Source organism: Steroidobacter gossypii, assembly GCF_016801985.1.
In the GTDB taxonomy this organism is placed as follows: domain Bacteria; phylum Pseudomonadota; class Gammaproteobacteria; order Steroidobacterales; family Steroidobacteraceae; genus Steroidobacter; species Steroidobacter gossypii.
Genome location: NZ_JAEVLS010000003.1, coordinates 102,340 through 120,430 on the forward strand (window position 1 = coordinate 102,340; position 18,091 = coordinate 120,430).

At 61.4% G+C, this 18,091-nt stretch carries 14 protein-coding genes; 10 read left to right on the forward strand and 4 right to left on the reverse strand.

Going from position 1 to position 18,091, the window contains the following annotated elements; translation table 11 throughout:
• Positions 1 to 31 precede the first annotated feature (31 nt).
• The 4 genes from JM946_RS14435 to JM946_RS14450 all read left to right on the forward strand — a co-directional run bounded on the left by JM946_RS14435 (position 32) and on the right by JM946_RS14450 (position 4,537).
• Positions 32 to 2,494: a vitamin K epoxide reductase family protein gene (locus JM946_RS14435; RefSeq protein ID WP_203167998.1), complete on the forward strand. Its 2,463-nt coding sequence runs from the start codon at positions 32 to 34 to the stop codon at positions 2,492 to 2,494.
• A 30-nt stretch (positions 2,495 to 2,524) separates the two neighbouring features.
• Positions 2,525 to 3,553, forward strand: coding sequence for a sodium:calcium antiporter (locus JM946_RS31270; protein WP_203167999.1), 1,029 nt, complete (start codon positions 2,525 to 2,527; stop codon positions 3,551 to 3,553).
• Between the two features lie 160 nt (positions 3,554 to 3,713).
• Positions 3,714 to 4,052 carry an ArsR/SmtB family transcription factor gene (locus JM946_RS14445; RefSeq protein ID WP_203168000.1) on the forward strand — a complete coding sequence of 113 codons (339 nt, stop codon included), beginning with the start codon at positions 3,714 to 3,716 and terminating at the stop codon, positions 4,050 to 4,052.
• Positions 4,049 to 4,537 (forward strand): SRPBCC family protein, encoded by a 489-nt coding sequence (locus JM946_RS14450; protein WP_203168001.1) that lies wholly within the window; start codon positions 4,049 to 4,051, stop codon positions 4,535 to 4,537. Before JM946_RS14445 ends, JM946_RS14450 begins: the two co-directional genes overlap by 4 nt.
• A gap of 75 nt (positions 4,538 to 4,612) precedes the next feature.
• Here JM946_RS14450 and JM946_RS14455 read toward each other — a convergent pair whose 3' ends face one another.
• On the reverse strand, positions 4,613 to 5,215 hold the full coding sequence (locus tag JM946_RS14455; RefSeq protein ID WP_203168002.1) for a DUF4136 domain-containing protein: 603 nt from the start codon (positions 5,213 to 5,215) through the stop codon (positions 4,613 to 4,615).
• A gap of 282 nt (positions 5,216 to 5,497) precedes the next feature.
• Between JM946_RS14455 and JM946_RS14460 the strand changes: the two genes are divergently transcribed.
• A complete protein-coding gene (locus tag JM946_RS14460; RefSeq protein ID WP_203168003.1) occupies positions 5,498 to 8,278 on the forward strand; it encodes a DUF11 domain-containing protein in 2,781 nt (926 codons plus the stop codon).
• Between the two features lie 441 nt (positions 8,279 to 8,719).
• Here JM946_RS14460 and JM946_RS14465 read toward each other — a convergent pair whose 3' ends face one another.
• Positions 8,720 to 9,028 carry a hypothetical protein gene (locus JM946_RS14465; RefSeq protein ID WP_218042863.1) on the reverse strand — a complete coding sequence of 103 codons (309 nt, stop codon included), beginning with the start codon at positions 9,026 to 9,028 and terminating at the stop codon, positions 8,720 to 8,722.
• A 497-nt stretch (positions 9,029 to 9,525) separates the two neighbouring features.
• Between JM946_RS14465 and JM946_RS14470 the strand changes: the two genes are divergently transcribed.
• The 3 genes from JM946_RS14470 to JM946_RS14480 all read left to right on the forward strand — a co-directional run bounded on the left by JM946_RS14470 (position 9,526) and on the right by JM946_RS14480 (position 12,499).
• A complete protein-coding gene (locus JM946_RS14470; RefSeq protein ID WP_203168005.1) occupies positions 9,526 to 9,717 on the forward strand; it encodes a hypothetical protein in 192 nt (63 codons plus the stop codon).
• 62 nt (positions 9,718 to 9,779) lie between these two features.
• Positions 9,780 to 11,768, forward strand: a complete 1,989-nt coding sequence (locus tag JM946_RS14475; RefSeq protein ID WP_203168006.1) for a S9 family peptidase — start codon at positions 9,780 to 9,782, stop codon at positions 11,766 to 11,768.
• A gap of 83 nt (positions 11,769 to 11,851) precedes the next feature.
• Positions 11,852 to 12,499, forward strand: a complete 648-nt coding sequence (locus JM946_RS14480; protein ID WP_203168007.1) for a YciE/YciF ferroxidase family protein — start codon at positions 11,852 to 11,854, stop codon at positions 12,497 to 12,499.
• 107 nt (positions 12,500 to 12,606) lie between these two features.
• On the opposite strand, the gene JM946_RS14485 is transcribed toward JM946_RS14480, so the two are convergent.
• The gene (locus JM946_RS14485; RefSeq protein ID WP_203168008.1) at positions 12,607 to 13,239 is read right to left on the reverse strand and encodes a DUF2231 domain-containing protein; all 633 of its coding nucleotides are present in this window, start codon (positions 13,237 to 13,239) and stop codon (positions 12,607 to 12,609) included.
• Positions 13,240 to 13,456: 217 nt separating this feature from the next.
• Here JM946_RS14485 and JM946_RS14490 point away from each other — a divergent pair, with 217 nt between their 5' ends.
• Positions 13,457 to 14,542 carry a hypothetical protein gene (locus JM946_RS14490; protein WP_203168009.1) on the forward strand — a complete coding sequence of 362 codons (1,086 nt, stop codon included), beginning with the start codon at positions 13,457 to 13,459 and terminating at the stop codon, positions 14,540 to 14,542.
• 84 nt (positions 14,543 to 14,626) lie between these two features.
• Here JM946_RS14490 and JM946_RS14495 read toward each other — a convergent pair whose 3' ends face one another.
• The gene (locus tag JM946_RS14495; protein WP_203168010.1) at positions 14,627 to 15,442 is read right to left on the reverse strand and encodes a MipA/OmpV family protein; all 816 of its coding nucleotides are present in this window, start codon (positions 15,440 to 15,442) and stop codon (positions 14,627 to 14,629) included.
• Positions 15,443 to 15,707: 265 nt separating this feature from the next.
• Between JM946_RS14495 and JM946_RS14500 the strand changes: the two genes are divergently transcribed.
• On the forward strand, positions 15,708 to 18,071 hold the full coding sequence (locus tag JM946_RS14500) for a TonB-dependent receptor plug domain-containing protein (RefSeq protein WP_218042865.1): 2,364 nt from the start codon (positions 15,708 to 15,710) through the stop codon (positions 18,069 to 18,071).
• Positions 18,072 to 18,091 lie beyond the last annotated feature (20 nt).

Here is an 18,091-nt window from a genome sequence, read left to right on the forward strand (position 1 = left end):
CGGTTCACCAAGCGCGGAGGGCCTGCAGATCATGTCTTTTCAGCCTATCGTCCTGATCACGGGCGCCGCAGGTGACATCGGTGCGGCACTGATTGCAGCATTGCGCAGTCGGTACACGGTCGTGGGGCTCGATCGGCAAGGCAAGACCGCCGAATGTGAGCTGATCGAAGTCGATCTGACTAGCGATGATTCTGTGCGGCAGGCCTTCGATGAGTTTCGAAGACGCTTCGGAGAGCGGATCACCTCGGTGATTCATCTGGCCGCGTATTTCGATTTCAGCGGAGAAGAACATCCGCTGTATTCGAAGGTGAACGTGGAGGGAACGCATCGGCTGCTGCGCGAACTGCGCAACTTCCAGGTGGAGCGGCTGCTCTATCCGGGGACCATGCTGGTGCATGAGCCCGCGCGTGCCGGCGAGCGCATCGACGAAACCGCGCCGATCGCGCCAAAGTGGGCCTACCCAAAATCCAAGGCCGCGGCGGAGGATGTGATCCGCAGCGAGCACGGCAATATTCCAATTGCGCTGCTTCACCTGGCCGGACTCTACGACGATGAGACCGTCGTGCCGACGCTGGCTCACCAGATCGCTCGCATCTACGAGCGGGACTTGCAGAGCCATCTGTATTCGGGAAGCACCGCTGCGGGGCAATCGTGCGTGCACAAGGAGGACATGACCGAGGCATTCGTGCGCGCAATCGAGCGTCGCGGCCAGCTTCCACCGGAGCTGACGCTTCTGGTCGGCGAGGAGGAAGCGCCCAGCTATGACGAGCTGCAGGACACATTGGGTCGACTGATTCATGGCGCGGACGAGTGGGCAACGATATCGGTGCCGAAGTGGGCCGCGAAAGCGGGTGCGGGCCTGCAGGTCGCCGCCGAACCATTGATTCCCGACTCGATCGACCGTGGTGAGAAGCCGTTCATGCGTCCGTTCATGATGGACCTGGCGCAGGACCACTACGAGCTCGACACGAGCCTTGCGCGCAAGCTGTTGGGTTGGCGACCGAAACATCGGCTCATCGATACACTGCCGAGCATCGTTGCATCTTTGAAGCGCGACCCGGTGCGCTGGTATCGCATCAACGGTCTCACGCCGCCCGAGTGGCTCGAAACCGTGCAGGAAAAGGCACGGCATCCGGAGGTCCTGCGGCGCCGCTACGAAACGGAATTTCGCCGTGAGTACCACCGATATCGCTGGGCGCACTTCAGCAACCTGGCGCTGGCCGCCTGGTTGATCGTCTCACCGCCGATTCTCGACTATGCGCGAACTCCGTTGGCCTGGAGCGATGCACTGAGTGGAGTGGCGCTGCTGGTGCTGGCGAGTTTGTCCCTGTCGTGGCGTTTCGGGTGGGCGCGCTGGGCGAGCGCGGCGCTGGGCACCTGGATCATGTTCGCGCCGCTGGTCTTCTGGAGTGACAATGCGGCCGCCTATTTGAACGATACGCTCGTAGGAATGCTCGTCTTCGGTTTCGCCGTGGCGACACGTCCACCGCCCGGTGTGAATCCGGTCGCGGCCCTCACCGGCCCGACGATTCCGCCCGGCTGGGAGTACTCGCCCTCGGGATGGTTCCAGCGGCTGCCGATCATCCTGCTGGCGTGGGTGGGATTTCATATATCCCGCTATCTCACCGCGTATCAGCTGGGACACATCGACAACGTATGGGAGCCGTTTTTCGCCGGTGGTCCGGATCCGCAGAACGGCACGGAGGAGATCATTACCTCGAGTTTGTCTAAGGCGTGGCCGGTTCCCGACGCGGGCGTCGGCGCCTTGACCTATGCACTGGAGATCCTCACCGGCGTCATCGGCTCCGCTCGCCGCTGGCGCACGATGCCGTGGCTGGTCATCCTGTTCGGAATCATGATCGTTCCTCTGGGTGTTGTATCGATCACTTTCATCATCGTCCAACCCATTCTCATCGGCACCTGGTGCACCCTGTGCCTGATCGCCGCGGCGGCCATGCTCCTGCAGATCCCCTATTCACTCGACGAGATCGTCGCCACAGCGCAGTTCCTGATCCGCCGCAAGCGCGCCGGGCAGAGCGTACTGCGCGTCTTCTTTGTCGGCGACACGGACGAAGGCGAGCTGGACAAACGCGATGAGGACGACTTCGAGCGCAAGCCGGGCAAGCTCGCGAAGGAAATGGTGAGCGGCGGTGTGAGCACGCCGTGGAATCTGATCGCGAGCATCCTGGTAGGAGTGTGGTTGATGTGCACTCGCCTGACCGTCGGCGCCGAGGGCGTTCTTGCGAACGCCGATCATTTGATCGGCGCGCTTGCGATCACCGTCGCCATCACCGCATTCGCCGAGGTGGGCCGAGCCGTGCGCTATGTCAATGTGCTGTTCGGAGTTGCGCTGCTGATCGTGCCGTTCGTTTATGGCGCCAGCACACCGGTGATGCTGTCCGAAGTGGTATGTGGATTGTTGCTGATTCTGCTCAGCTTGCCGCGTGGTGCGATCCGGGGCCAGTACGGGAGCTGGAATCGGCGAATCGTTTGATCTGCGGAACGAGCAACTGAAGAGTCCTGAGTGAGCTTCGAAGATCTTCCAGTCTGGGGCAACGCCGCCATATTCGCGGCCGCTGCGGTGGTCGTATGGTTCGCGGGCGTCCGGCTCGCGCGTTGCGCCGATGAAATCTCGGAGCGCACCGGGTGGGGGCGTGAATTTCTTGGCATTCTGCTGCTCGGCGGAGTCACATCGCTGCCGGAGCTTGCGGTGGGGACAACGGCAACGCTTCGAGGCGTGCCGGCGCTGTCGGTCAGCGATGTGCTCGGTAGTGCCGCGGTGAACCTTGTGATCCTCTCGGTCGCCGATGCGGTAAGCGGACGTCGGGCGCTCACGTCGGTGCAGGGATCGCCGGGACTCATGCTGCAGGGAGTGCTTGGTGTACTGTTGATGAGCATCGCCACGCTGCCAACGATCGCGGGCGACCGACTGTGGCTCGGCGCTGGGATTTCCAGTTGGCTGATGGTAGCGGTGTATCTGGCGTCGATTCGCTTGATCGCGCGCACGAACGCCCCGCGTGCGTGGCAAGCCACAAGCACCGAGAAACGAGGTGCTGAATCGAAAGGCCGCTATGCGCAGATATCCACGCGCAAGCTGGTCATGATCACGGTGGTTGCGGGCGGCCTGATACTGGGCGCCGGATACCTGTTGGCGCGCACCGGTGAGTCACTCGCCGCACAGACCGGGTTGGGTACGAGCTTTTTCGGCGCCGTGCTGCTCGCCTTCGCCACGTCGCTGCCGGAGTGGAGCACCGTGCTTGCCGCCATGCGCATGAGGCGCTACGAAATGGCGATCGCCGACATCTTCGGCACGAATCTGTTCAATGTCACCATTATCGCAATCGTCGACTTCATGCATCCCGGCGGGCCGGTCCTGCTGGAGACGGGCGCGTTCGCTGCGTTCGGCGCGTTCCTGGCGGCCGCGTTGACCATTCTGTTCATCGTTGGGATGTTGGAACGCCGGGATCGCACTGTGCTCCGCATGGGGTGGGACTCCTTCGCTGTACTGCTGGGCTATATCGGCGGACTGGTGGTGTTACGTGGGCTCAGCTGATGTTTCGCGAGCCGGTTCTGTCTGCGATCGAATCCAAGCGTTCCAGAGATTGACGTGGGCGCAGGTGCGTCGACGTTGATCGGCGATCCGATAGAGGTGTTGACAGTTGTTAGGGTAAGTGCATACTTACCGTTAGTGACGTCTTACTAAGGTACCAAAGATGGTGGCTTCCTCGGCCAAAATGGCCGCGCTCGGTGATGCGACGCGGCGGCGGATTTTGGAGCTATTGGCTGAAACGCCAGCCTCCGTCATCGAGCTCAGCGAGCAGATGCCGGTGTCGCGACCGGCAGTGTCGCAACACTTGAAAGTGCTGAGCGAGGCGGGCCTGGTCATCCATCGCGTGGAGGGTACGCGTCACTTGTATCAAGCCGATCCGGATGGGCTCGCCGAGCTTCGTAAGTATCTCGATTCCCTGTGGGAGACCGCACTGGGGCAATTTCAGGCTGATGCGCAGCGAGCCGGAGCTGCACGTCGAACCGTCAAGAGGAAACGAAAATGAACCTCGCAATCGCCGCCGATCCTTCCTTACTCGTTCGCAAGACCATTCGCGTGGCTGTATCGCGCGACGACGCATACGATATCTTCGTTCGACGCTTCGGGCAATGGTGGCCGCTCACCACCCATCACATAGGTGTAAAAGCGGCGGAGACGGCTGTCATCGAACCCAAAGTTGGCGGTCGTTGGTTCGAGCGCGCCACTGACGGTACCGAGTGCGACTGGGGCAAGGTGAAGGTGTGGGATCCGCCAGCACGTTTCATCCTGGCCTGGAGCATCACCGCAGATTGGCAGTACGACGCCGAGCTCGACACCGAGGTGGAGGTTCGATTCATTTCGGAAGGCGAAGCAACTACGCGAGTAGAGGTCGAGCATCGCAAGCTCGAAGCCTACGGCGAGCGCGCTGGCATGATGCATGGAATCTTCGATTCCGAGAATGGCTGGAGCGGGCTGCTGCAGGCATATGCGCGTGCGGTGACGGAAGCGTAGCAATCGCAGAACTTCAAGCTCGATGAGGGGCATTCGTCCAGGCAGATCCACTGGGCAATGCCCCCGAGCTCATAACTAGCGCGTGGTTGTATCCACCGAACCTGCCTTGCCAGGGAAGCGCGCGAACAGCTGTGCGACTGCGCTGGCGATCGCATCGCGAGGATTATCCATATCCTGCTCGGTCAAACGACCTTCCGCCACGCCCTCCCAGATCAGCTGGCGCTTCTTCGCGTCCACGACGTCGATATTCGCGGTGCCGATCGGATAGGTTACCGTGTCGATATCCCGCCCATACATCGGCCAGGCATCGTACAGCCCGTAGCGATATCCATAGTAGCCGAATCCAACCGATCCGCCGGGCCGGGAGCGCACTTCGGTACGTTCTCGAACGTTCGCGTAGAAGTTCACCAGCAGGCTCGGATTCGCATCGACGTAGCGGTAGCCGCGCATCTCCATCTGCTCCTTCACGGCCGCTTTGAAATAGTCGGTGACGATGGTCGAGTAGCCCCCGCGATCGGTGCCAGTCTGTTCGGGGAAGCCGAAAGTGCTGTAGCTGGACAGGTTCGCATCGGGCGCCATGTCGACGCGAATGTCCGCCGTCCGCTGGGTGGCGCAGCCGGCGCACAGCAGGACAATTAGCACGCAGCCGGCGCTTGCTCTTGAAATCAGATGCATCATGGATTGTCCTCCTTCATCACCCAGTCCCTTGCGATCGCTCACGCGCATCGTTGGACGAACGGTCGGTTCCGCAACGTTCGCCGCATGAATTGGTTCCTGTGCGGTGGCGGTCGGGGGGTAGGTGATTTTGCACGCGACGCCGAACGATGACGCACACTCTTGCTTGCTGACGGTCCGTGCGATCTGCTATCAAGGGCGTCACAATCTCCGGCTGCCCGAGAACGGCAAGAAAAATCTCAGCGGGCGCTGCGCGGAACCGGGGAGCGCGCAAACGGAATTCTTATGCAATCGATCCGGTTGGGATTCTGGGTGCTGTTGTTGTTGGCAGGAGAAGCCGCACACGGCGGGATCAACAGTTGGTCGGCACGCGGACCGTTCGGCGGCCCCGTCTACCAGCTCGCCGTTCATCCTTCGCAGCCGAATCTCGCCTTCGCCGTAGCGAACTCCGGGCTTTACAGAACGACCGACGGCGGCGACACCTGGAGCCGGCTGGTGCAGCTCACGCCTTTTTTCGCCAATTACGGCGCGGTGCAGTTCGATCCGGCCAATCCGAACCGGATTTACGCCATCGCTCGGGACTCGGGTCTGTGGCGATCGACCGATGGCGGCGACACATTCGTGAACATCAGCCCCTTGCTCACATCGGATCCCAGCAACTACGCAGTCGGCCTCGCGATTTCCGCCGATGGCAACACTATCTATTACTCCACCAGCGGGCAGCAGTTGTTCCGTAGCACCGATGGCGGCGCGAGCTTTTCCGAGCGCCCCAGGATGCCGGCGCCGGGCCACAAGCTGGTCGTGGATCCAGCCAACAGCTTGCGGGTCTATGCCGGGCGCTGGAACAACGCGCTGATGAGATCCGAGGATGGCGGCAATACCTGGATCGACCTGGCGCCGACCCGCGGCGTTGCTGACTTCGCGGTGACGCCCGGCTCGCCCAACATCCTGTGGGTGAACGGGACCGATGGCCTGTATCGCAAGCCGGATGATGGCTCTGCGTGGCCGTCGAGCCCACTGTTCCCGGGGTACACCGTGCATTCGGATCCAGCCGTGCCATCGGTTCTGTACGCCAGCCCGACCAACGGCGTTGGCTTCGTGCGCCGCTACTCGGCGGGCAGCTGGACAACGCTCAGCACCCTGCCGGCCCTTTTGAATACCGTCGCCATCGCGGCCAGCAACACTCAGTCGGTGCTTGCGGGCACGGGGGCAGGGGTGTTTCGAAGCGACAATGGCGGCGCTACCTGGGCGCGCTCGGACGACGGGCTTGATGCAAATTATGTGCGTCACCTGGCTACCGGTGCCGGCCGCGTCTATGCATCGACGGAACATGTCGAGATCGGCATCGGCGATGCGGACGAGGGCACATTGCAACGTTCTAGAGTGGCCGGTCCCATGGAGCCGGATCTGGCGATCAGCGCGGTCGGCGCGCATCCCACGGATCCAAACGTCATCCTGGCCGGCACCCACACTGGCGTGTACTACTCCTTCAACGGCGGCGCTTCGTGGAACCCGGGCCAGGCCACGCTTGTGCCGACCCGAATCGATGCATTCGCATTCGATCCGCAGAGTCCACAGAACATTTATCTGGCCCTGTCTCCGCAAGGAACTTCCGAAGCGATCATCCAGCGCAGCACCGACGGCGGCGCCACGTTCACACCGGTGGGTGGGGCTGGCCTGAACGACGTCCAGGCCACGCGCCTGCTCGTCGATCCGGAAGATCCCTCACGAATGCTGCTCGCCTCGGTCAATGTAGAGGGCAACAACGACGGCGTGTTCCGCTCGGTGGACGCCGGTGTCACCTGGAACAGAGTCCTGGCCAGTGAGGGCGGCTTCGACATTGCAATCAACCCCGCCAATTCCAGTCGCATGTATGCGCTGTCCGCCGGGGCTGTGCATGTCAGCGATAACGGCGGAGCCAGCTTCGCGCCGCTGCCTTCGTTCATGAACTATCGTTACGGTAGCCCGTACTCCATGGTGCTGGACCCTGTGATGCCCGATGTCGTGTATGTGCTCGGCACGAATTTCGAGTCGGCGATCCCCGCCGAATTCCCCGTGATGCGCTCTGTGGATGCGGGCATCTCGTGGGAGCGCATGCCCAGCGCTCCCGACTTTCAGTGGTTGCCGACCAGGGTCGCAATCAATGCCGCCGCGCCGACCACGGTGCTCGTCGCCACAGGCGCCGTCGGCGTGCTGTCCTTTGACATCGCACCGGACCTGGAAGTCAGGATCCTCGATCATGCCGACAATCGCGGCAGCGGCGCTCCGAACCACTTCGACGTGCGCGTTCATAACAACGGTCCACTGGCGGCAACCGGAGTCGCCCTGGATATCCACGCGCCGGACGGAGCGAGCGATGTATCGGCGGAATTGCCCGGCGGCACGTGCACAACCACTGCGGCCAGGGTGCAGTGTTCGCTGCCATTCGTGAAACTAACATCCGATGCAACGGCGCGAGTCAGCTACACATTGCCAGCAGCGGCCGAGTTGAATGTTCGAGCAACTGTGACTGCACGCGAGCGCGACACCGTCGCTACCAATAACACGGCCACCGGGGTGGAGACCGCGCCCCGGCTGATCGATCTCATCGTCACGGGCAGTTCGTCGGCGGCGACGGTCAGTACGAACTCGGCATTCGCGCTTACTTTCCAGGTGCGCAACGCCGGGCCGGACGTTTCGTCGAGCACGCGCTTGTCGATCGGCCTGGAGGGTGGCATCACCATCACGAGCGTCACGCCTTCTCGATGCAGCGCATCGGGTGCGACCGTGACTTGTGACTTCGGCGCCAAAGCGAGCGGTGAGAGCGCATCTGTCACTGTGAATGCGACCGCGGCAGCTGCTGGAACACTGCTCGCCACCGCAGCAGCCATCCATGCATCCGATGCAGTAGATGCGAATGCAGCGAATGACAGCGCCTCGGTGCAGGTCACGTCCCGATCGCCGGGCTCTGGTGGTGGTGGCGGCGGTGGCGGAGGCGGAGGCATGTCACTTCATTTCGTGCTCTGCCTTGCTTTGCTGGCCTTGACGGCGCGTCGCCCAGGAAGGTCGTGTGAGTTTCGCTGGTAGGGACGCCGGGATGGCTGATCTCCGGTAAATGATCGTTGCATCGAATCGATTTGCCAGCTGATCGAATGCCAGAGGGGACGGCGCCGGCGATGACGGTTCTTCGGAAAACTCTTGGCGCGCTCGTGGTCAACGCCGCCATCACATTGGCTTTATCATACTTCGTTCGAGCAGTGATGATCACGCCACATGTCGCGGTATGGGACTATGTTGTGTTGATCGCGGCCAGCCTCACTCATTTCATCTACCTGAGAGGAGAGAACATCGAAGATCGGCCTCGCTGCTTGCAGTCTTCTGCTTAACGCCATAGTCATCTTTGTGGTGGCGTTTAGCATCTTTGGTGACGCTCCATAGCCTGGAAACGCAAGGCGGTCCTGTGGAGCTGAGCGTTTTCTCTCCAAGGCGGCAACGCTGGAGAACCCAGAGAATGACGAGCATTGCGAGTCAGCGCTCCCCGCTCGACGTGTAGATCGCACGCTCGATCTTCCCAGACGGTTCACAACGAGCTCGATAGCCGTTTCCGAGGGGCTCCACGCTGACCTGGTCTTCGGCGACGAATTCGAAGCGCAGGACGACGAGGTTCTCGCGGAAAACGTACGCGCCGTCTTTCTCCTTTCGTGCGATGCCTTGGATCTCACACCTGTGGCGCTCGCGCGCGAACGTGAGCAGGTGGAAGCACATTAGATTCGTATCCCGGGCGGCAATGGTAAGAACGTCCGTTGCCGCGACCATCTTCGGGGAGCTGAGCACCATTCCGCCAGGTGTGACGATCGTATGGGTTGGATCGTCCAGAGGAGCGACCGTGGCAATCTGGTGCAAACGACTATAACGAAGGGGCGACGCGCCAGGAGAAGTTGGACAAGAACTGCCGAGCGGGGAGTCTTGAGCGATTGCGGTAGCAAGCACAAGACACATCCCGAGGCATGTGAGCACGCCCGCGCGGTGGTGATCCGGCGACGACCAACCAGAGTTCAGCATAAGGGGTTCAGCATAGGGGGTTCAGTGGATTCCACAGCGGCTCGCTCTTGCCGTGCAAGCGACCTTGAAATGCGGTGTCTCAGAATGGTCAGTGACGAACCATTCGGCTCCCGCGGCGAGGCGCCAATTCGATAATAAACAAGTGATAGATATGGACATCATCAAATGATAGGCGCAGAACATTGCTGGTCGGGTGCGGAACCGAATCATGTGGCTTGCGTTCCACACCCGCCGTGAGCAATGTCGCTCGCCTTTTCCGAGTGGAGAGAATCATGACCGAGCAGAACCGTAACGAGCAGAACCGTAACGAGCAGAACCGCAACGAACAGAATCGCAACGAACAGAACCGTAACGAACAGAACCGCAACGAGCAGAACCGTAACGAACAGAATCGCAACGAACAGAATCGCAACGAACAGAATCGCAACGAACAGAACCGAAACGAGCAGCGCCAGGAGCGTTGATCGGGCGCATGTGAACAGGAACGTTGCAGCCGCCGGGCTTGCCGGCGGCTCGAGGCGGCAGGATGAAGAAGTTCGAGCCCGAGGATCTGAATCATTATCAAACCATCGATGCACTCGCCGTGACCGCCGACGGTGAGTTCATTGCGTGCCGAATAAAATCCGTCGATTCGCAGGCCGACTCTTACCAGTCGAAGATCTGGCTGTTTCGCACCGACGGCTCGGAAGGCAGGCAGTACACCTTCGGTAGCAGTTACGACGATTTTCCTTCGTGGTCGCCGGACTGTACGCAGCTGGCGTTTCAGTCCGATCGCGCGGATCAGCAGCCGCAGATCTATCTGATCTCACGCGCTGGGGGCGAGGCTCGACAGCTGAGTCATTTCGAACAAGGCGTGGTGTCGATGGCCTGGTGCCCGGACGGTACGCGGTTGCTCGCATTGTGTCCCGTGAAGGTTGATCCAGAGCGCCGTGGCGAGCGCGGCAGCGGCGAAGGCCCCAAGAAGGACGCGCCGGAGTTAGTGTGGCGATTGCCGTACAAGACCGACGGGATCGGCTACACGCTGGGACGTGAGATCCATCTATTCATCATCGATGTCCGCACCGGTGAGTGCCGCCAGATCACCGATGGGCCATATGACGTACGCGGCGCATGCTGGTCGCCGGACGGTAAGCAGATCGCGTATTGCAGAACGCGCAACGAGCGGGCCGCCCATTGCACGGATCTATGGAGCGTGGCTGCGGATGGGAGCAACGAACGTCAGCTGACGCACGACATCGCTGTCGTGCAGTTTCCGAAGTGGTCCCCCGATGGCCGCTGGATTGTATTCTCCGGTAGCGAGGACGAGGGTGACGCGCAGGTGCGTCTCTGGCTGCTCGATGTTCGCGCGGGCCGCGCGGCGGCGCTTGGACAGGACTCGATCGAGGTCGTATCGGGCGACGGCGTCCGGTGGTCGCCCGATTCGGCGGATGTCACATTTGTTCTCGCACGCAACGGGCGGCAGGTCGGGGCGAAGGTTTCGGTACCCCGAGGCGATCTGAGCGAACTGATTGCGGAGGACACGCACATTGGCGAGTTCGTGTGGGTGCGCGATCAGATGGTGTATACGGCCGAAAGCGCCGCTGCGCCGGCCGAACTATTCATACGCCGCGGCGGCGAGCAAAGCTCACGCCAGTTGAGCCATGCGAATCCGTGGTGGTCGGAGCGCGCCGCGCATCGCATGCAGCTTCGTAAATTCATGGTGCCCGATGGAGAAGGCGGCGAAGAACAGATCGAGGGGTGGTTGCTTTTGCCGGCCGATGCGCAGCAGCCCGTCCCACTGCTCGTGGACGTACACGGCGGACCGGCGAGTTACGCGCTCTTGTCCTATATGTGGCATCCGCATTGGTCGGTGCTGTGCTCGCGAGGTTGGGCGGTGCTGGCACTGAATCCGGTGGGGTCGAGCAGCTATGGTCGCGAGTTCGCGAGCCGTTTGCGGGGGCACTGGGGTACTCGTGATCTGGATCAGCAAATCGCGGCCGCCAAAGTCTTGCAGGAAGAGGGTGTATGCGACGCTCGTGTGGCCATCTCCGGCAAGTCCTACGGAGGGTACATGGCCGCTTGGGCGATAGGTCATACCGACCTGTTTCGCGCGGCGATCGTCATCGCGCCGGTCACGAATCTGGAGACACACTACAGCACCTCGGATAGCGGCTACTACGCCGATCCGTATTCGATGTACGGCGAGCCGTTTATCGAACGAGAGAAGACACGGCGTTTGTCCCCGATGCAACACGTCGAGCACGCCCGCACTCCGACGCTGATATTGCAGGGCAAGGACGATGAGCGATGTCCGCGGGGCCAGGCGGAGGATTTATTTGTGACGTTGCTTCGCAGCGGGGAGACGCCCGCGGAGATGGTGCTCTATCCCGGTGGAACGCATCACTTTTTCGAAGAGGGTCGGCCGTCGCATCGGATCGATGCAGTGGTGCGGCTGGTGGGTTGGCTGGACAAATGGATCGATGTGCCCCTCGAGAGTGCTGGAAGCAACGACAGCAAGCGTAGCGATCGTCAATAGACGGGAACGTTCCCGATACGCGAGCCATTGCGATAGGCGTCCGGTCGGACGTGCACATTTCACGTTGTTTGTTGGAGGTATCGATGGCTACGAAGCAGAAATCGGCGGGGCGATCGCAGCGGCGTTCGCAATCGAAGAAGGATTCTCTCGGCGGCAGTGACCTGTTGATGCTGGAACTGCAGGAGATCTATAGCGCAGAGAGCCAGCTGGCGCGGGTCATGCCGCGCGTGATCAAGGCGGCGGAAGCCGAGGGATTGCAGCAGATGTTGGAGCAGCGCATGGAGCAGGGCGCGCAGCTCATCGAAGATCTGGAAGCCGCGTTCGAGGAGATGGAGGCGAGTCCCGGGCGCAAGAAGAATGTCGCGGCCGAGGGTCTGATCAACGATCTGCGCGAGCACATCCAGGAAATCGAAGCTGGGCCCGCGCTCGACGCGGTGTTGATCGCCGGAATCCAGAAGACCGAGCACTATTGTATCGCCGCTTGGGGTACTTCCCGCGCGTTGGCGAAGGCAATGGGAATCGAGTCTGTCGTTGAGTCCATGGAGCGCGCGCTCAAGGAAGGCAAGGAGCTCGATGAACAGCTCACGCAGCTCGCCGAGCAGGAGATCACGCCAGCCCTGATGGCCGATGAGGATGCCGAGGACGCGGCCGAGGAGGAAGAATCCGAGGGCGAGCAAGCATCCAGTCGCTCTCGCCGCGGATCAGGATCGGAGCGTCGCGCTCCTCATTGATCTTTGTGTCTCTAGCCGGCTCCCATGATATGGCCACTTATCGTGGGAGCCGCGCCATCGGCTGAGGGAGCGTGTATTAAATCCCGCAAGCACCTATAGGCGGAGCGCTAGTGGCTCGCGCTGGGACTCGCACTCCGGGGATGAGATAGCGGCGGTTCGCTATCTTGATCGTGGCCGTGCGATGCCGGGTACTGAACTTCCTGTTCGACGCGAGTCGGGTGCGGTCTACCAACCTGCCCGCGAACGTTCCTGGCTGCCTTACGCGCCGTCTTGCCGAACGCACCTGGTCGGATTTCCGGGGAGGCGTCAACGTCGACTCCGTCGGGTTCGACACCGACCCGATGCGAGTAAACCATTTTTCCTCCCAGGTATGCGGTGTAGCCCATCGTGGCAACGCCCGCCAATCCCAACAGCCAATAAACGGCGCCGACTCGTTCGCGACTCATGCGTGCTATCGCCATTGCGCTCGTCAGCGCGACCAGGCCCGTGTTCAAGTTACGATGGGTGGCCAGCATCTCGTGTGCTTCGCCTTCGGCCCTGACGGCCGCTTGCGCGGCATAGCCGGCCGCTGCGGTGATCACAGCGCTGCCCGCAGCGATCGGCATCAGACATTGACCGACTCGGCTGAGTGCGGCGTTGTCTGTGACATGCCCGAGCGCATCCAAGGCCAGCGCGGTAGGCACCAGCGCCAGTGGGAAATGCACCAGCGACGGATGTACTTCGTGCAATCGCATGGCCATGGCTTCACCATCCGCGCTCGTTGACTTCAGATAGCAAGACAAAGGCGCATGAAGCGCTTTGGTTCCATGAGGCGTGGCGCCGCGGCTATCGGCCGCTGCGGACCATTTGTATGGGCCCGCCCCAACCTGGTCGCTCGCGATGGCCGGGATTTCGACGACCGTGCTAGCATCGGCTGACCGGGGCAGGGCAGCCTTCAAATCTCAAGGAACAGGAAGTATGAGAAACGGGTATCTATCGTTGCTGATCGCCAGTGTGCTGGGCATGGCTTCGACGGCGTCGGTCGCCGCCGTCTGTGCATCCAATGCAGCATCATCCAATACAGACGCGGCCGTTGCGTATTCCGCGGATGGTCAAGTACACATCTTCCATTCGCTCACCAATGGCAATCTGGTGCGTCGATTCGGCAATCCGGGCAATCCGGCCGGATTGAACGTTGAAAATCTCGGCGGCGTTGCCGGCTCCGAGCCGTCGGCGGCTTCATGGGGGCCGGGACACGTTGCAACCTTCCTTCGCGGCAGCAACGGCGCGCTGTGGTACTTACAATGGGACAACGGCTCGTACAGTAACTGGCAGAGCCTGGGTGGGACCGTGACCTGGAATCCGTCAGTCGTCGCGACCGCGCCCGGTCAGATGACCGTGTTCTATCGTGGCGCCAACCAGCAACTCTACTATCTGGATTACAACGGCGGCTGGAGCGGACATCAAGGCCTGGCCGGCGTACTCACATCGAGCCCGGTGGCCGTCTCGTGGGGTCCGGGTCATGTCGCCGTGTTTACACGAGGCCAGGCGAACGATATCTGGTTTCGTCAACGCATCAACGGCGTCTGGGGCCCGTGGGAAACTCTCGGCGGTAACTTCGCAGGTCCCGATCCGGCGGTCGCCTCGAGAGGTCCCGGCCTGATCGACGTTTTCATGAAGGGCAACGACAATCAGTATTACGTGAGGAGCTACAACGGCGCCTGGACGCCCAACTGGTTGAAGATCGACCTGCCCCCCGCAGTCTTCAATCGCGTCTCCGAGCCTGGTGCGACCGGCAATCCGAACGGCACGGTCACAGTGTTTGGTCGTGGCATGATCCTGCAGGGACACAACGGCAATCCGGACACCATCGCCATTTTCGCGAAAACTTCTCCGGATGGTCTGAACTGGTCTGCCAGCTGGCAGGCTCTTCAGACGGTGACCGGCCCGAGTGTCAGCACCACTGCCGCCAATCCTGAAGCAGCTGCGACAGGATACGGCTCGTGGACGGTAGCGAACCCCGTCTCCAACGGCGGGCCGCTGGTACTTTGCACGGGTCCTTAAGCAGTGAATGAAGCACGGGAGCGCACAACGCTCCCGTGCTTCCTCTCAGAACTGTTGGATGAGCCTGTTGACGCGAGCGGCCAATCAGAAGCTGTAGATGACGCCAAGGAACGCTCGTCCGGCGCGGCCGGCATCTTCGTCGATCAGGGGACTGTCCTTTATCTCGCTGGGCAGCGCTTCGTAAGCCACCTGGCCGAAGAGCCGCCATTTCTCTGCAAACGGCACCGCCGCGGCCAGGCCGACGTAGGGAACGACTGTGCTGTCGGGCTGGTACAGCGGCACGCCGCGCTCGACCTCTTCTTGCAAGGTTCCGTAGTAGTAGTTCGCAAGATCTTCGGATAGAAACTTGACTCCTACGCGCGGTGTCAGCATCACGCGAGAAGACAGGCGTATCGGATAGCTGTATCCGAGGTCGGCCTCATAGCCTTCGCTCGCGCCAGTGACATCGGCTCGTAACGAAAGCTCGATCTCTCCGGCGTCACCGCGCCAGCTGGCGGACATGCCGACATCGGCGCCGTCATCGCGATCTTCCAGCAGGTCGCGATCGATGCCGCGCGCGGCCAATTCGCTCCTGCCGAAATCGTCGGCATCCACCGCGTCCAAGCGGCCAGCGACGAACCCGTCGATCACGAAGGTCTCGCTTCTTACGAGGTGATAGCCCAGTGACAGGCCACGCCAATAGACACGTTCGCCCTCATAGCCAATCAATGGAAAAGCCCGCACGGTGGAGTCTTCGCCGGCGTACAAACTCTGGCGAACGCCTGCGGCTGCGCCGACGCTCCAGTTCGATGGCGCTACGTCGGCGCGATCTTCGCCTTCCTTGACGACTTGCGCGAACAGCAACTGTAGGGGCGTCATCAGCAGGACGACGATAGATGAAAGAGCAGGTGCGATGCGCATGACACGGTCCTTATGCGTCCAGGGTGATATGTAACAGAGTCACGCGCGCATCTGCGCGGTCGGCGCAGAGTGTAGCTGCCAATGCGTCCAGCGGCGATAACCGTCATCAGGCTGACATCTTCCTGAGACCCAACTGTCACACGCCGATCTCATATTGCCGCCCCTGTAAAGTTTCCTACATGGGATCGGTATGTCGAGTCATGTTCGCGGTGTGAATTGGCTGATTGCAACGGCTGTTGCCGCGGCGCTATCGCAAGGTACGGTCATGGCTCAGGAGCTCTCGACCGAGCAGACGGAGCTGAATGAAGTGCGGGAGGTGGTGGTGTACGCCACCCGTTACCGAGACCGCACTGCCGATATCGCACCCGTGCTCAGCTATGACCTCGAGTACTTCCAGAAGTTCGAGCCGAACACCGTGGGCGACATGCTGAAGCGGGTGCCTGGGGTTGCCTTTGTTGGTTCGGATATCGCGGAGTACGACGGTGCTCAGCTGCGCGGCTTGGGCGGTGGCTACACGCAGGTGTTGATCAACGGCAAGAGAGTCCCGGGCGCCGGTGACGACCGCTCGTTCTGGGTGGATCGCATTCCGGCGGAAATGGTCGAACGCGTCGAAATCCTCCGCAGCAACAGCGCCAATCGCAGCGGCGACGCGGTGGCCGGCGCAATCAACATCATCCTGCGCGACTCCTATTCATTCGACGGCACTTATGTTCGCGCCGGTCTGAACCATTGGTACGACGGCGAAGCGAATCCGACCTTCGGTGCGGTGACCAGCGGCGATTTCGCCGGTGGTCGCATTCTCGCCGGCGTCAATATTCAGGATCGCTATCGCGCCAAGGAGAAGCGTTCCGATCGCTTCAGCGATGCCTCGCAGGAAGAACTGGTCAGCTGGGAAGACCAGACCGAAGTCAAGGATGGTCGCGACTATTCGGCCAACCTTTCCTACATCGTTGACGTTGGCGACGCCGCTCGCCTGACCCTCGACGGCTTTTTCGTCAAGACCGACCGCGATGTGACCGAAGTGTCGTTCGAAGAAGAACTGGACGACGGGCAGACCATCGACGCCCGCGTCCCCGGCCTGAACCCGATCGATCAGAAGAACTGGGGCTTCGGCGGCGAGTTCGAGTTCGACATGATGGGCGGCGCCACTGAAATCAGCGTCGACCACGCTCGCTTCCAGGACGACAGCTCGACCACCGAGGAGACGCACTCCTACATCAGTGAGGTGAGCAACTGGGACCGGGTCTGGAGCATCGACGGCGCCGATTGGGATGGTTCCGAGGCCGAGGCGGAGTCCGTGGACGCCAGCGACGCCGAGACGGGATTCAAGCTGGCCCACAAGCGGCCGCTCGGCAGTGATGTGCGAATGGAATTCGGCGTCGATTACCGTCAGAAGAAGCGCGACATCACTTATACGACGCTGGAGTGGGAAGCCGAAGAGGAAGGCGACCCGGTGATGTACGAGCCGGACAGCATCATCACCAGTGTGATCAAGGAAAAGCGCCTCGACCCGTACATGCAGTTCTCCGGCGACGCCGGCAAGCTGAGCTGGGAATTGGGTCTGCGCTACGAGACCACCGATTCGGACATTCGCTACGTCGAGGATGGCGCCGTCGAAGGCGCAGCCAGCACCGACTACGACAAGCTGCTGCCGTCGGTCCACTTCAAATGGGACGTGAGCGAGTCGGATCGCATAAGTCTGTCGCTGGCTCGCAGCGTCAAGCGCCCGAATTTCAACGAGCTGATCCCGGCGCTGCTGGATGGCGAGTACGGTGACAATGACTACATCGGCAATCCACGGCTCGAGATGGAAACCGCCAATGGCGTCGACCTGGGCTACGAGCGTCGGCTCGGCAGGCAGGGGGTGGTGGGCGTCAATCTCTTCTATCGCAGGATCGAGAATCTGATCGAGCTGACCAACACCGGAATCGCCGGCCAGGACGCGCTTGCGAGCATCGGCGAGGATGAGCTGGACGACGAGGATTTCGCCGGTGACTTCATGGACGATTATATGGATGAACATCCGGGCGCTTCCAAGAGGGAAGCGCAGGCCGCCGCCGATGCGGCGTTGCGGGCCGCGGTGGCGGACGCCGGCGGCGAATTCGAACCGGACAGCTGGCTGTTTACCTCGGAGAACGTCGGCACCGGCAAGGTGTATGGCGTCGAGCTCGATGTTTCCACCCCGCTGAGCGTGCTGGGCTTGCCGAACACCGGCGTGTTCCTCAACTACTCCTGGGTGAAATCCGAAGTTACCGATTTCCTGGGTGAACGCCGCTTCAACGACCAGGCCAAGAGCGTCTACAACATCGGCTTCATCCACGATCTGCCGGTTCTGGACGTGTCCTTCGGCGCCACCTATCGCAAGCAGGGCGACGCGTTCAGTCGCGTGCTGGCCGAAGAAGTGACCATCAGGTATGGGGACGAGCTGGATCTGTTCGTCGAGAAGCGCTTCGGCAATAACTTCTCCGTGCGCCTCTCCGCGAACAACCTGCTGGATGCCTCGAAGGACGAGATCTTCCACAAGTTCGACAACATGGACGATCAGATCGACCGCGACTACGACGAGTTCGAACTGGAAAGCGAAGAGGCGGGTCCGTACTATCAGATCGTCGCGCGTTGGGCGTTCTAATTCAGGCGAAATCTTTCGGT